General features: G+C 71.6%; 13 protein-coding genes. 4 read left to right on the forward strand and 9 right to left on the reverse strand.

All coding sequences use genetic code 11. The features are described from left to right. Nucleotides 1-71: 71 nt before the first annotated feature. Nucleotides 72-929 (reverse strand): DUF4239 domain-containing protein, encoded by an 858-nt coding sequence (locus MKK49_RS15220; protein ID WP_244029838.1) that lies wholly within the window; start codon nt 927-929, stop codon nt 72-74. A gap of 269 nt (nt 930-1198) precedes the next feature. On the opposite strand from MKK49_RS15220, the gene MKK49_RS15225 reads away from it, so the two are divergent. Together MKK49_RS15225 and MKK49_RS15230 are read left to right on the forward strand one after the other, a co-directional pair. Next, nucleotides 1199-2014 (forward strand): FAD binding domain-containing protein, encoded by an 816-nt coding sequence (locus MKK49_RS15225; RefSeq protein WP_244030188.1) that lies wholly within the window; start codon nt 1199-1201, stop codon nt 2012-2014. Continuing rightward, nucleotides 2011-4770, forward strand: coding sequence for a molybdopterin-dependent oxidoreductase (locus tag MKK49_RS15230; RefSeq protein WP_244029841.1), 2760 nt, complete (start codon nt 2011-2013; stop codon nt 4768-4770). The genes MKK49_RS15225 and MKK49_RS15230 overlap by 4 nt, the downstream gene beginning before the upstream one ends. 6 nt (nt 4771-4776) lie before the next feature. Here MKK49_RS15230 and MKK49_RS15235 read toward each other — a convergent pair whose 3' ends face one another. The 6 genes from MKK49_RS15235 to MKK49_RS15260 form a co-directional block, all read right to left on the reverse strand. Then, nucleotides 4777-6213 (reverse strand): acetamidase/formamidase family protein, encoded by a 1437-nt coding sequence (locus MKK49_RS15235; protein WP_244029842.1) that lies wholly within the window; start codon nt 6211-6213, stop codon nt 4777-4779. 207 nt (nt 6214-6420) lie between these two features. Next, the gene (gene atzF, locus MKK49_RS15240; protein ID WP_244029844.1) at nt 6421-8268 is read right to left on the reverse strand and encodes an allophanate hydrolase; all 1848 of its coding nucleotides are present in this window, start codon (nt 8266-8268) and stop codon (nt 6421-6423) included. Nucleotides 8269-8368: 100 nt separating this feature from the next. Then, nucleotides 8369-9319 carry a LysR family transcriptional regulator gene (locus MKK49_RS15245; protein WP_244029846.1) on the reverse strand — a complete coding sequence of 317 codons (951 nt, stop codon included), beginning with the start codon at nt 9317-9319 and terminating at the stop codon, nt 8369-8371. A gap of 149 nt (nt 9320-9468) precedes the next feature. Next, nucleotides 9469-9726, reverse strand: a complete 258-nt coding sequence (locus MKK49_RS15250) for a hypothetical protein (protein WP_244029848.1) — start codon at nt 9724-9726, stop codon at nt 9469-9471. Nucleotides 9727-9859: 133 nt separating this feature from the next. Next, nucleotides 9860-11407, reverse strand: coding sequence for an ABC transporter ATP-binding protein (locus MKK49_RS15255; protein ID WP_244029849.1), 1548 nt, complete (start codon nt 11405-11407; stop codon nt 9860-9862). A 2-nt stretch (nt 11408-11409) separates the two neighbouring features. Beyond that, complete coding sequence (locus MKK49_RS15260) at nt 11410-12117, reverse strand: cysteine hydrolase family protein (RefSeq protein WP_244029851.1); 708 nt, start codon at nt 12115-12117, stop codon at nt 11410-11412. A 54-nt stretch (nt 12118-12171) separates the two neighbouring features. On the opposite strand from MKK49_RS15260, the gene MKK49_RS15265 reads away from it, so the two are divergent. Both MKK49_RS15265 and MKK49_RS15270 read left to right on the forward strand, forming a co-directional pair. Then, nucleotides 12172-12477 (forward strand): BrnT family toxin, encoded by a 306-nt coding sequence (locus MKK49_RS15265; protein ID WP_244029855.1) that lies wholly within the window; start codon nt 12172-12174, stop codon nt 12475-12477. Continuing rightward, on the forward strand, nt 12458-12772 hold the full coding sequence (locus tag MKK49_RS15270) for a BrnA antitoxin family protein (protein WP_244029856.1): 315 nt from the start codon (nt 12458-12460) through the stop codon (nt 12770-12772). The genes MKK49_RS15265 and MKK49_RS15270 overlap by 20 nt, the downstream gene beginning before the upstream one ends. A gap of 5 nt (nt 12773-12777) precedes the next feature. Here the strand turns inward: MKK49_RS15270 and MKK49_RS15275 are convergent, their stop codons facing one another. Both MKK49_RS15275 and MKK49_RS15280 read right to left on the reverse strand, forming a co-directional pair. After that, the gene (locus tag MKK49_RS15275; protein WP_244029858.1) at nt 12778-13806 is read right to left on the reverse strand and encodes a formamidase; all 1029 of its coding nucleotides are present in this window, start codon (nt 13804-13806) and stop codon (nt 12778-12780) included. Nucleotides 13807-13814: 8 nt separating this feature from the next. After that, on the reverse strand, nt 13815-14738 hold the full coding sequence (locus MKK49_RS15280; RefSeq protein WP_244029860.1) for an ABC transporter permease: 924 nt from the start codon (nt 14736-14738) through the stop codon (nt 13815-13817). Between the last annotated feature and the right edge of the window lie 23 nt (nt 14739-14761).

Here is a 14761-nt window from a genome sequence, read left to right on the forward strand (position 1 = left end):
GGACGGATCGATCGGGGGCGGCCGGCCGGTCCCCGTCGGCATCGTCGGACTGCATGCGCGAATTCCGATCGTCAATGCGCCACCGCCGCCGCCTCGCCCCCGGCGGCCGGGGTCGGGGCGGAGGCGCCAATCTGCCTTGCCTGGTGCGCGAGCATCACGGCCTTGGCCCGCTCGATCGCCCCGGGCCCGATGGCCAGGGGGCCATCGAACGGGCGCTCGTGCAGCGCGATCACGCTCAGGGTGACGATCATCGCCGACGAGAACAGGAACAGCGTCAGGATCTGGGCGCGGTGCTTGTCGCCATGGACCATCCCGATGGAGACGAGGGTCAGGGCGGCCAGGAAGATCAGGGTCAGCCACTTCGAATCGTCCTCCTTCGAGGCGCTCAGCGCCAGACGTTCGCCGCGCGCCTCGCGGAGGTTCATGGCCACCGTCATGAGGGCCGTATGGGCGACGGCCCCGGCTTCGCCCGTGAGCGCGGGATCGGCGATGATCCGCATGAGATTGCTCAGGGCGGCGCCGCCCGGCTCGGAACTCGATCCGCCATCCGCCATCTTCGGCCACTCGTCGGCGATGACCGTCTCGGTGTAGGCGAGGAGGGCCTGGCGGATGCCGGCCATGTTCGAGGTCGTCTCGATGCTGAGGTCGAAGGCCGCGATGAGGTTCGCGCGCTCCTTCTCGACCACGCGGCTGCCCTGCTTCTGGCGCTCCCAGGCATCGTTGGCGACGAAGCCGGTGAGCAGGGCGAGCAGGATGCTGATCGAACTGAAGAAGGCCGGCACGACGCCGTCGACGACCCGCAGGAACGTGGGCCGGGTGACCGGCAGGGCGGTGATCGCGACCATGACGGTCGAGACCAGGAGGAAGAACAGGGTGATCAGGGTCACCATCAGCCACATCGGTTGATCGAGCCAGAGCCCCAGAAGCATGGTCGTCTCCCATCGGCCGCGCGGCCCGTCGCCGGAGGTACGGTTAGCGCACAGACGCCAACGGCTGGTGAATCCCGGGGCCTCGATCCGTGATGCCGGCGCCCGGCCGGACGGAGGGCGGCGTGACCGTCCACCCGTGGGCGCCCGTGTCCCCCGGGCGATGCGCGGCGTCCGGGCCGGCCAGCCCCGCCGGCCAGCCCCGCCGGATTGACACCGGATGAGTGGACGGAGTCTTGCTTGACGGGCTGAGCCATCGTGCGGGCGGGGCCATGGATCTCAACGGCGTCACATCCGTCATCACCCTGGGGAAGGCCGACGCGCTGCCGGCCTGGCGGACCGGCGATGCGTGGTTGGCCGGCGGGACGTGGCTGTTTTCGGAGCCGCAACCGGGCCTGCGCCGACTGATCGACGTCGCCGGCCTCGACTGGCCGGCGCACGCCCTGTCGGAAGCCGGCCTGACCCTCGCCGCGACCTGCACCATCGCGCAGCTCGACCGGCTGGAGCTGCCGCCGACATGGATCGCCGCCCCCCTCGTCGGCCGGTGCTGTCGGGCGCTGCTCGGCTCGTTCAAGATCTGGAACCGGGCGACGGTCGGCGGCAACCTCTGCATGGCCCTTCCGGCCGGCCCGATGATCGCCCTGACGGCCGCCCTCGACGGGGTGTGCACGATCCTCGCGCCGGGCGGGCCCGAGCGGCGGCTGGCGGTCGCCGACTTCGTGCTCGGGCCCCAGCGGACGGCCCTCCGGCCGGGCGAGATCCTGCGGAGCATCGCCCTGCCGGCGGCGGCCCTGTCCCGGCGGACCGCGTTCCGCCGGATCTCCCTCAGCCCCAACGGCCGCTCGGGCGCCCTGCTGATCGGGACCCTGGACAGGTCCGGCGCCTTCGACCTGACGGTCACGGCCTCGACCCCGCGCCCGGTGCGGATCGCGTTTCCGGCGCCGCCCGGCGCGGAGGCCCTCCGAGGGGCGATCGCGGCGGCGATTCCGGAGGCCGGCTGGTACGACGACGTCCACGGCGCACCGGACTGGCGGCGCCACGTCACGGGCCTCCTCGCGGAGGAAATCCGGCAGGAGCTCGCCCGATGAGGCTCACCGTCAACGGACAGGCGCAGGAGGCCGCGGCCCGGCCCGGCCAGTGCCTGCGCACCCTCCTGCGCGAGCTCGGCTGGTTCGGCGTCAAGAAGGGCTGCGACGCCGGCGATTGCGGCGCCTGCACCGTGCATCTCGACGGCGAGCCGGTGCATTCCTGCCTCCTGCCCGCCTTCCGCGCCCAGGGGCGGGCGGTGACCACCATCGAGGGACTGGCCGGCCCGTGCCCGCCCGGCGGCGGGCCGCCCACGCATGTCCACCCCATGCAGGACGCCTTCCTGAACGCGCAGGGCTTCCAGTGCGGGTTCTGCACGCCCGGCATGATCATGACGGCCGCCGTCCTCGACCAGGGCCAGCGCCGGGACCTCGGCACGGCGCTGAAGGGCAACCTCTGCCGCTGCACCGGCTACCGTGCCATCCGCGACGCGGTGGCGGGCGCGGGCGACGCCGAGGCGCCGCAGACCTGTCACGCGCCCGTCGGGCGCGACGTGCGGGCGCCGGCGAGCCTCGGCGTCGTCTCGGGAACGGCGCCCTACACCCTCGACGTCGCGATGCCGGGCGTGCTTCACCTAAAGGTGCTGCGCTCGCCCCACGCCCATGCCCGCATCGCGGCCATCGACCGGGCGGCGGCGCTGGCCGTTCCGGGCGTCGTCGCCGTGTACACCCACGCGGACGTGCCGCAGCGGCGCTTCTCCACCGGGCGTCACGAGAACCCGGCCGACGACGCCCCCGACACGCTGATCCTCGATTCCATCGTCCGGTTCGTCGGCCAGAGGGTCGCCGCCGTGCTGGCGGAGAGCGAGGCGGCGGCCGAAGCCGGCGTCGCGGCGCTCGTGGTGACCTACGACGTGCGCCCGGCCCTGCTGGACCCGGACGCGGCGCTGCGCCCCGACGCCCCCCTGGTGCACGATCCCGCCGACCGCGCATCGCCGCCGCCCGGCGCCGACGCGCCGCCGCTCTCGGCTCACCCGAACCTCGCGGCGGAGGCCCACGGCGCCATCGGCGATGTCGAAGCCGGGTTCGCGCAGGCCCATCTCGTCCACGAGGCGGAGTACGTGTCCCAGCGCGTCCAGCACGCCCATCTCGAGACCCACGGCGCCCTCGGCTGGCGCGACGCGGAGGGCCGCCTCGTGGTGCGCTCCTCGACCCAGGTGCCGTTTCTGACCCGCGACGCGCTCTGCGCCCTGTTCGACCTCGACCGGGCCGGGGTCCGCGTCCTGTGCGGCCGCGTCGGCGGTGGATTCGGCGGCAAGCAGGAGATGCTCACCGAGGACCTCGTCGCCCTCGCCGTGCTGAGGACCGGGCGGCCGGTGCGGTGGGAGCTGACCCGCCAGGAGCAGTTCACGGCCACGACCACGCGCCATCCCATGCGGGTGCGGGTGAAGATGGGGGCGAAGGCCGACGGCACCCTCACGGCGATCCAGCTGACGGTCCTGTCCGACACCGGCGCCTACGCCAACCACGCCGGCGGCGTGCTGCACCACGGCTGCAACGAGTGCATCGCGGCCTATACCTGCCCGAACAAGCGGGTGGACGGGGTCAGCGTCTACACCAACACCCTGCCGGCGGGCGCCTTTCGCGGCTACGGCCTGAGCCAGACGATCTTCGCGGTGGAATCGGCCCTGGACGAGCTGGCGCGCGGCCTCGGCTTCGATCCCTTCGCCATGCGCCGCCGCAACGCCGTGCGGCCGGGCGACCCGATGGTCGCCACGAGCCTCGAACCCCACGACGTCCAGTACGGCTCCTACGGCCTCGACCAGTGCCTCGACCTCGCGCAGGCGGCCCTCGCGGAGGATTCGGGCGCGCCGCCGCCGGGGCCGGATTGGCGCGTCGGCGAGGGCATGGCCATGGCGATGATCGACACGATCCCGCCGCGCGGCCACTTCGCCCACGCGCATCTGCGCCTCGACGCCGAGGGCTACGCCCTCGCCATCGGCACGGCCGAGTTCGGCAACGGCACGAGCACCGTGCATACTCAGATCGCCGCGCAGGCGCTGTCCACCACGCCCGACCGCATCCGCCTGATCCAGGCCGACACCGATGCCGTCGCGCACGACACCGGCGCCTACGGCAGCACCGGCACCGTCGTCGCCGGCCAGGCCAATTTTCGCGCCGCGACGGCCCTGGCCCAAGCCCTCACGCAAGCGGCGGCGAAGCGGATGGAGGTCGACCCCGAAGCCTGCCGCCTGTCGGGCGACGTCGTGGAGACCCCCGCCGGCCCGGTCCCGCTCTCCACCCTCGCGCCGCTGGAGGCGCGGGCCGAGGCCGACGGCTCGCCGCGTTCCGTCGCCTTCAACGTCCAGGCGTTCCGGGTCGCCGTGCACCCGAGGACCGGCGAGGTCCGCATCCTGGCGAGCATCCAGGCCGTGGATGCCGGTGTGGTGATCAATCCGATGCAGTGCCGCGGGCAGGTCGAGGGCGGGGTGGCCCAGGCGCTGGGCGCCGCCCTCTACGAGGATTACCGCTTCGACGGGGCGGGCGGCGTCGTCACGCAGACGTTTCGCAACTACCACATCCCCGCTTGCGCCGACGTCCCCGACACGCGGGTGCTGTTCGCCGACACCTACGACCGCGTCGGGCCGCTCGGCGCCAAGTCCATGAGCGAATCGCCCTACAACCCCGTCGCCCCGGCGCTCGCCAACGCGATCCGCGACGCCACGGGCGCGCGCCTCACCGCGACGCCGTTCGCGCCGGACCGGATCTATCGCCAGGTGATGGCGGCGGTCGCGGAGCGGGAGCGCTCCGCGACCTGAGGCCGGTCAGGCCGTCCGTTCCGAAAAGATCGCCTTCTTGACGATGGCGTGGACGCCCCAGTTGCCGTCCACCACCTGGGTGATCCCGAAATCGACGGCGATGGACATGAGCGAGATCGCCTCGTCCTCCGTCAGCCCCTTCGCGTGCATGAGGAAGGACCGCATCTTGTGGAAGGCGTCGCGCATGGCGAGGTCGAGGGAGGATTTCTGGAAGATCGCGTTCTGCGCGTCGGGGCCGAGGTCCCGCAGGTAGTTCGGGTAGCTGAAGCCCGACAGCACCCAGTCCTCGGCCGTCTCGATCATCGGGAAATCGAGGGCTTCGAGCGACGTGCCCGCGAGATCGGTCTTCTTGTGCAGGATGAACTGGAAGGTGCCGGTGAGCGAGCACTCGATGGCCGTGCCGCAGAGCTCGGAATCGCCCTGGCTCGCATGGGGATCACCCACCGAGAACAGGGCGCCCGGCACGGCGACGGGATAGTACATCGTCGCGCCCTTGCCGATGCGCCAGTTGTCGATGTTGCCGCCGGTGTAGCTCGGCGGGATCGAGTTCACCATCTCGGCCTCGGCGGGCGCGAGGCCCATGGTGCCGAAATGCGGGCGGATCGGCACGCGGATGCCCTTGAGCACGTCGTAGGTGCGCGTGGTCTTGGTGTGGTCGACGGGGATGCCGGGATAGTCGATGGTCGGGTGCAGCACCCCGTTCGGATCGGTGACGCCGGGCCAGGGGAAGCTGTAGACGGCCTTCGCCCAGTCGCGCCCGCCCGTGGCATCGACCTCGTAGATGGTGATGACCTCGCGCTTCTTGCCCTCCAGCATGTCGCCGTAATGGTAGCCCCACCAGGCGGCGGCGTTGCTGCCGAAGGTCGAGCCCTTGAACTTCGGATTGGCGGAGGGACGGGGCGCCACGTCGAGGATGCGCACTTCGAGGACGTCGCCGGGCTCGGCGCCCCGGATCGCCACCGGGCCGGTGCAGATGTGGACGCCGAGGCCGCCGCCCGGCCCGAGCTTGGCGTCCTCGGGGCCGGCGCCGCGCCGGGCGACGCCCTTCCGCTCCTTCGTCCAGAGGAAGACGCTCTCGGCCCCGGGATCGCCCGTCACCATGCGCTCGGAATCGTCGTTGGCGTGGTGGGTCAGCGTCTCGATGGTGACGTAGTCGCCGGACGCGATCTCGACCTGCGGTTTCAGGCTCCTGCTGAAGTAGCCCCAATGCACGGTCTCGGCGGTGGCGGGCAGGTGGTAATGCGCCGATTGCCTCACGCCCTTGCTGGCCTCGGCCAGGGCCGGGCTCACCAGGGACAGGCCGCCGGCGGCGAGGGCGGCGGCGCCCCCGGACGCCACGAATCCGCTCTTGAGGAAGGCGCGCCGCTCGGGCTGCATGTCGCGCCGGTACCGGAGACGGTGCTCCGCGAAGGCCGCGCAGGTCGGATCGTCACCAAGGCACATCTCGTCTCTCCGATAGGGAAGCGTCCCGCGCCGTGTACGCAAGGGCGCGGCCAAGCCTCGACCCAAGATCCGTTCGATCGCTTCGGATCGGGCGATCGCAAACCGGCCCCCCTCTCCTTCCAGGAGAGGGGGGCCGTGCATTACCTCTTTACTTCAGCGATACGCATGATCGACCGAATTGGTGAGGCGAACACCGGATTGCTCCGCTTAGGTCGGCGCAGCGGCGCGGTAGGTGCGCCAGCCGCCGTAACGGGTGATCTCCGGCGCGTCGGCGACGGCGTGGGCCTCGCACAGGAAGCCCGCGACCGTGCTGCCGTCGCCGAGCGCGATCCGGCCGATGCCGAGGGGGGCGGGAATCGCGGCGACGAAGCGGCCGAAGGCCTCCGGCGTCAGCGTCCAGATCTCGACCTCGATCCCGGGGCCGTAGAAGCCGGGGTCGCGCACGAGGCCGGGCTTGGCCGGCTCCGTGCCGGGCAGGACGTAGAGGCGGTAATCGGCCCCCGTCCGGGTCTTTCGCGCGAGCGTCGCGCCGAGACCGACCAGCTCCCGGTTGAGGGGCAGGCCGGAGAGATGGGCCCCGACCACCGCGAGGGCGACGCGCTCGGTCCGCGGCTTCGGCGGGCGGGGGAGGTCCGGCACGGGCGCCGCGCGGTCGAGGCCCATGCCGCAGGCGGCGCCGCGGTGGAGGGCATCGGCCAGGGGCGACAGGGCGTCGTCGCTGCCGCCGGGACCGACGAGCGTGACGCCCATGGGCAGGCCGTCGCTTCGAAATCCCGCCGGGACCGCGATGGCGGCGAGGCCGAGCAGGTTGGCGAAGTTGGTGTAGAGCCCGAGCCGGCTGTTGAGCGCGACGGGGTCGTCGCGCATGGCCGCCACCGTGTAGGTGGTCGGCGCCGTCGGCAGGAGCAGGATGTCGACGCGGGCGAACAGCGCCTCGGCCTCGCGCTTGAGGGCCTCGAACCGATACCGGCCGCGAAAGGCATCGACGGCGCTGAACCGCCGGGCGGACGCAACGATGGCGCGCACGCTCGGATCGAAGTCGTCCGCGTTCGTGCCGAAGAAATCCTCGACCGCCGCGAGGCGCTCGGCCACCCACGGGCCGTCGTACAGCAGCGCGGCGATGGCGCGCAGCGGCGCGTAGTCGAACGGAACGGGTGTTCCGCCGAGGGCCTCGAGCCGCGCCGCCGCCGCGTCGTAGAGGCCCTCGGCCTCGGTGTCGCCGAAGAATTCGCGGTCGGCCCCCGTCAGTACGCCGAAGCGCGGGGCGGCCGGCAGGGCCACGGGCGTGATGCGCCGGGCGTAGATGTCGCTCCCGTCGAACCCCTCGGCGATCCGGCGGATCTCCACGCCGTCCCCGACACTCGGGGCGAACACGGTGATGCAATCGAGGCTGCGGCAGGCCGGCACGAGGCCGGTGGTGGAGAGCAGGCCCGGCGTTGGCTTGAGGCCGACGAGGTTGTTGAAGGCGGCCGGAACCCGGCCGGAGCCGGCGGTGTCGGTGCCGAGTGAGAAGGCCGCCAGTCCGGCCGCGACCGCCACCGCCGAGCCCGAGCTCGAGCCGCCGGAGATGTGCTCGGACGAGAAGACGCTGCGGGGCGCGCCGTAGGGCGAGCGGGTGCCGTTGAGGCCGGTGGCGAACTGGTCGAGGTTGGTCTTGCCCGTGACGAGGGCGCCGGCCGCCTTCAGCCTGGCGACCACGTGGGCATCCTCCGAGGGCGTGAACGCGAAGGCGGGGCAGGCCGCCGTGGTGGGCAGGCCGGCGACGTCGATGTTGTCCTTGACCGCGAAGGGCACGCCCCAGAGCGGCAGCGCATTGGGCTCCGGGTGGCGCGCCATCAGGGCGCGGGCCGCCGCGATCAGGCTTTCGCGGGGGACGGGGGTGATGAAGACGGCCGGGTCGGCCGAGGCCGCCATGCGGTCGGCCACCCGGGCGGCGACGTCGGCGGGCGTCAGCGCTCCGGCGGCGTAGAGGCCGCGCAGGGCCGCGAGGGTCAGGACCGGCGGCAGGCCGTCGCCCGCGCCCTTGTGCTCACCGCGATGCATGTCTGCTCCCATGTCTGCCTCCAATGTATACACGGGGCGCCGCGTGCCCGTCCGCCGCCCCGGTCCGTGGCGGGTTATCCTCACGCTTGAGCAAGCGCGCTGCCAGATCGTGTCAGGCGGGCCGGACCGCGCCCTTCGCGCGCACGTCGTCCGGCATTGGCTGATCCGCTTCCTGCTCGGCGAAGCGCTGGATCAGCCAGCGCCCAGCCGGTCCGGGCGGCCTGTCGGTGCGGTAGATCGCCGTGAAGGGCAGCCGGCGGCGCTTGGCTTCCGGCATGTGCAGCTCGACGAGCCGTCCCGCCGCGAGGTCCGCCCGCACCATGTGGGCGGGCATGCTGCCCCAGCCGATGCCAGCGAGCAGCAGGGTGTGCTTCGAGCTGAGGTCGGAGAGCCGCCAGGTCCGCGTCGCGATGACGCCGAACTCCTGGCCTTCCGACAGGGGCGAACGGTCGGCGATGACGAGCTGGACGTGCTCGCGCGCGAGGCCCGGAAGGGACCCGTCCACGCCCGCGAGGGGATGCGAGGGCGCCGCCACGGGCAGCATCTCGACGTCGCCAACGGCGATGTGCTCGAGGGGATCGGTGGTCTTGTCCCAGATCTCGACGCCGATGCCGATGACGGCCCGGCCGCCGGCGACGTATTGCTGGACCGCCCCGAGCGCCTCGACGTTGAGGCGCAGCGCCACGGTCGGAAACCGCGCCTGGAACGCGCGGAGGGCATCGACGAGCCGGTCGCCCGGCATCAGGACGCTGACGGCGAGGCTGACTTCGGCCTCGAGCCCGCTCAGCATGCCGTTCACCTTGGCGCGCAGGGCATCGAGGCTGTGGGCGACGGTGCGGGCCTCGGCGAGCACGGCGCGTCCGGCCTCGGTGAGCTGCGGCTTGCGGGTCGATTCCCGATCGAACAGCGGCAGGCCGAGCTGCTGTTCGAGGTTGGCGATCCCGTAGCTGATCACCGAGGTGGCGCGGTTGAGCCGCCGGCCCGCCGCCGCGAAGCTCCCCGTCTCGACCACGCACAGGAACACGTGCAGCTGATCGAGGGTCGGGGTTCCGGAGGTCCGCATGTCGTGCCCCTCGCCGATCCCCTCGAACGCGGCGCATCCGGCGCGTCGCGGGGTTCGACAAGCAAGGGCAGCGCCGGTTCGGACGCCGACGCGACGAAGCCGGCCCCCAAAGGGACCGGCTTCGGGACCGCCCCGAGGGTTCGGGCGGATCAGCGGGCGGTGCGCGCGCGGACGGCCTGCGAGGCGCGGATCGAACCGGTGGTGGCGATGTCCCCGCCCGAGACCGCGCCGGGGGCGGACCGATCGAAGCGCCTCTGCGGGGTCGAGGCGGCGAAGCCGTCGAGGCCGCCCGGCGCCGTGACGGACGGGATGCCGGCGGGCGCGGTGTAGCTCTGGGCGGAGGCGGCACCGGTCACGCCGGCGACGAGCGAGAGGGCGAGGGCGGAGGCGGCGAGGATACGGGACATGGTGGGCTCCATCGGTTCGGCGTGACGGCCTGTGGCCGTCATCTGATGGAGTGACGATGCGCCCGGAGCGCTCCGCGCAAAACCCGAAAAGACTCGACGGAAACGTTCGAGAAAATCGAAAAGCCGGAGATCGTCAGTGATGCCCGGCCATGTGCCGGCCGATGGTGCCGGCCTCGGCGTCCGCCGCCGGGGTCTCGTAGACGAGGCGGCCGTCCGACATCACCAGGATGCGGTCGGACAGTTCGAGGATCTCGTCGAGGTCCTCGCTGATCAGCAGCACCGCCGCCCCGGCATTGCGCGCGGCGACGATCCGGTTTCGGATCTCGGACACCGCCGCGAAGTCGAGGCCGAAGCACGGATTGACCACGATCAGGAGATCGACGGGATCGGTGAGCTCGCGCGCCAGCACGGCCCGCTGCACGTTGCCGCCCGACAGCGTCGCGATGGGGGCTTCCGAGGAGGCGGTCTTCACCTTGAAGCGGGCGATCAGGTCCCGGGCGCGCCGGGCCATGGCGCCCTTGTCGAGCCACAAGGTCGGGGGTTTGTCGGGATCGTCGCCGCGCCGGTCGAAGGCGCGGAAGGCGAGGTTCTCGGCGACCGACATGCGCGGCGCGCAGGCGTTGCGCAGGGGCTCTTCCGGAATGAAGCGGACTTTTCGCGAGCGGCTCTCGGCCCGGGTGCCGGAATACGGTGCGCCGGCCACGACCACCCGCCCGCCGGTGGCGCGGATCTGCCCGCCGAGGACGTCGGCGAGTTCCTTCTGGCCGTTGCCGGAAACGCCGGCGATGCCGACGATCTCCCGGGCGCGCACGCGCAGGCTGTCGATGGCGATGGGGCGCAGGCCGGACGGGTCGGTCGCGGTGACGCCCTCCATCCGCAGCACCTCGCGGCCGGCCTCCGCCGTGCCGATCCGCGCGGCCAGGGTCCGCACGGTCCGCTCGCCGATCATCAGCGCCGCCATGTCGTCGCGCGAGAGCCCACCGACGGCGCCACCGCCGACGAGGCGGCCCCGGCGCAGGACGCTCAGGGAGCGGGCGAAGGTCTCGACCTCGCGGAACTTGTGGCTGATCATCAGCACCGTGAGTGCGCCGCGATCGGTCATGGCGCGCAGCAGGCCGAGCACCTCCTCGGCCTCGGCCGGCGTCAGCACGGAGGTCGGTTCGTCGAGGATGAGGAAGCGGGCCTTGAGATAGAGCTGCTTGACGATCTCGAGCTTCTGCTTCTCGCCCGCCGCCAGTTCCGCCACGGCCCGGTCGAGGTTCAGCCGGAACGGCATCCGCGCCATGAAGTCGCCGAGCGCGGCGCGCTCCGAGCGCCAGTCGAGGACCGCCGGCGCGTCGGCCCGCGCGATGACGAGGTTCTCGGCCCCCGTGAGCGAGGGCACCAGGGTGAAGTGCTGGTAGACCATGCCGAGGCCGCGCGCCTGCGCGCCCTTCGGATTGGTGATCTCGGCCTCGCGGCCGTCGACCAGCACCGTCCCGGAGGTCGGCGCGTAGAATCCCATCACGCACTTGACCAGGGTCGACTTGCCGGCGCCGTTCTCGCCGAGAAGCGCGTGGAAGCCGCCGCGCTCGATCTTCAGCGAGACGTCGTCGAGGGCGGCATGGGCGCCGAAGCGCTTCGTCATCCCGATGGTCTCGACGCCGATCGCCGTGGATGGGGGAAAAGCCGCGTCGACCATGCTCACCCCATGGCCCGGAGGAGGGATTCGGACGTGGCGACGGCGCCGAAGACGCCGCCCTGCATGGTCACCATCTTCAGCGCCGCGTCGTGGTTGCCCCGGTCGGTCGCCGCGGTGGCGTCCGAGACGATGACGCATTCGAAGCCGCGGTCGTTGGCCTCCCGCATGGTGGTGTGGACGCAGACATCCGTCGTGATGCCCGTGAGGATGAGGTTGCGGATGCCGCGCGCGTTGAGGATCAGCTCCAGGTCGGTGGCGCAGAACGAGCCCTTGCCGGGCTTGTCGATCACCGGCTCCCCCGGCTCCGGCGCCAGTTCCGGGATGATCTCCCAGCCGGGCTCGCCCCGCACCAGCACCCGGCCGCAGGGGCCGGGATCGCCGATGCCGGCGCCGATCCGTCGCGAGCGCCAGCGCTTGTTGGCGGGCAGATCCGCCAGGTCGGGCCGATGGCCCTCGCGGGTGTGGATCACGGGGAAGCCATTCTTCCGCGCGGCGGCGAGAAGACGGGAGATCGGGCCGATCGGCGCGCGGGTGAGGGCGAGGTCGTAGCCCATGGCGTCGACGTAGCCGCCGACCCCGCAGAAGTCGGTCTGCATGTCGATGATCACCAGCGCCGTGGTCTCCGGGCGGAGGCTGCCGTCGTAGGGCCAGGGATAGGGCTCGGCGGCGGCGAAGGTGCCGGCACCCGGTTCGGCAGGGACCACGCTCATACCACGGCCTCCCGGTTCTGGCCCATCCGACGGATTTGTAGTAACAATCCCGCCATGAAGCGGGTCTTCGATTGGGATCCCGGCAAGGCCGCGTCCAACCTACGCAAGCATGGGGTGCGCTTCGAGACGGCGGCCCGCGTCTTTGCCGACCCTTTCGCCATCACGTCTGCGGATCGGATCGAAGAGGGCGAGTTGCGCTGGCTGATCACCGGGATGGCCGACGCCATCAAGGTGCTCGTCGTGGTCCACACGATCCACGAGACAACCGAGGTCGGTGAGGAGATCGAGATCATTCGCATCATCTCGGCCCGCAAGGCCGACCGTTCCGAGAGGCGGCGCTATGAAGACGAAGCTCGTTAGGTACGAAATCGATCTCGCCAACCCGCCGCCCCTGACCGATGGGCAGAAGGCGGAGTTGGAAGCGCTCGCCGCGATGCCGGACGAGGCGATCGACTACAGCGATATCCCGCCTCTGACGGAGGCCTTCTGGGAGAATGCCGTTCCCAATCGCTTCTACCGGCCGACCAAGACCGCGACGACGGTCCGCATCGATTCCGACGTGCTCGCGTGGCTGCGCTCCCAGGGCCGGGGCTACCAGACCCGCATCAACGCCATCCTGCGCCGCGAGATGCTGGCGGCCCTCAAGAACCGCTGAGGCGCTCATTCCGCCGCCTCCCGCGCCCCGGGCGCCTGCGCTGCGCCGTAGGACCGCGTCGGCGCGGCAAAGCCGCAGCTCGTGCCGTCGACGACCTTGACCTCGTCCTCCCACGGCACCCGGTACCGGCCGGCGGCCAGATCGTGCATGTAGGTGTAGGGGCAATCCTGCGCGCCGCCCTTCACGGCCGTGTAGCCGCGATGGCCGAGCTGGTAGATGTTGTTCTCGACGCCCCAGTGGATGCGCGCCTCGCGCACGAGGTCGGGGCGGACCTCCGCCGTGATGATCTCGTCGACGCGGCCCGTGGTGCCGTGCGCGATGACCGCGCCGTCGAAGTTGCAGATCATGCCCTCGCCCATGGAATCGAAGGCGCCGTCCGAGCCGCACAGGCAGACGTTGGCGGTGACCATGAGGTTGGAGAACGCGTTCGCCTGATTGGTGAAGCGCCAGGAGTCGCGGATCGGCGCGGTGTAGCCGGCCGTGCGGATCATGATCTCGGCGCCCTTGTAGGCGCATTCGCGCGCCATCTCGGGGAACATGCCGTCGTGGCAGATGATGAGGCCGAGTTTCGCCCCCTTCGGCCCCTCGATCACCGGAATGCCGAGATCGCCCGGCTCCCAGGGCTCCACCGGCACCCAGGGGTGCATCTTGCGGTAGGTGAGCTTCACCGCCCCCCGGTCGTCGATGATCAGGCCGGTGTTGTAGGGATTTCCGTGCGGGTTGAACTCCATGATGGAGAAGCAGCCCCAAATCCGGTGGTCGAGGCAGGCTTGGCTGAACGCCGCGACCTCGGGCCCATCCATCCGGCACATGATCGCCGGGTTGATGTCCATCGACAGGCCGTGCAGGGCGTATTCGGGGAAGATCACGAGGTCCATGGTGGCCAGATTCGTCCGCGCCTTGGCCACCATCGCCACCACGCGGTCGGTCTGGGCCTTGAGGTCGGCCGGCGTGACCACGGTCGGCAGCTGCAGCTGCACGAGGCCGATGACGACGCCGTTGGGCGACTTGTTCAGTCCGCCGAGTCCGTTCATGGAGCCTCCTATTTCGAGAGGGACAGTTCGCCCGGTGCGCCGGCGAGCGCCCGGTCGGGCGACGAGGTGGCGATCAGCAGGGCGAGGGTGAGGACGTAGGGCGCGGCGTAGAACAGGTAGTAGCCCTGTGAGACGCCCACCGATTGGAGCGCCGGTCCCAGCGCCCCGGCTCCGCCGAACAGGAGCGCCGCGCCGAAGCACGCCAGCGGGTTCCAGCGGGCGAAGATGACGAGCGCCACCGCCATCAGGCCCTGTCCCGAGGACACGCCCTCGTTCCACGAGCCCGGATAGTACAGCGACAGGTAGGCGCCGCCGATCCCCGCGAGGGCACCGCCCGTCGCGGTGGCGTAGAGGCGGACCCGGTCGACGTCGTAGCCCATGGCGCGGGCGGCGTCCGCGCTGTCGCCGACGACGCGCACGATCAGCCCCGCCTTGGTGTTGCGGAACGCCCACCACAGGACCAGCGACAGGGCGGCACCGGCGAGGAACAGCACGTTGACCTGCAGGGCCGCCCGGACCTGGGGCAGGCTCGACCAGAACCCGAAGGGAATCGCCGGCAGCGGCGGCGCCGAGGGCTGGATGAAGGGCTTGCCGAGGAAGAACGCGAGGCCGGAGCCGAACAGCATCAGGGCGATGCCCACCGCCACGTCGTTGACCCGGGGCAGGCGGCAGACAAATCCGTGCAGGAGGCCGAACGCGGCGCCCGACAGGGCGGCGACGGCCACTCCCGCCCAGGGCGAGTTCGTCAGCACGGCGGTGCCGTAGGCCGACATCGCCCCGAACACCAGGGTCCCCTCCAGCCCGAGGTTGATCCGGCCCGAGCGCTCGGTAATGGTCTCGCCGAGGCTGACGAACAGGAACGGCGTCGAGACGCGGATCGCCCCGCCAATCACGGCGAGCAGGACGGACCAGAGGCCGAGATCCTCGTTCATCGTCCGCCCCTCATCGATTTTGG

The organism is Methylobacterium sp. J-090, assembly GCF_022829345.1.
Lineage (GTDB): Bacteria > Pseudomonadota > Alphaproteobacteria > Rhizobiales > Beijerinckiaceae > Methylobacterium.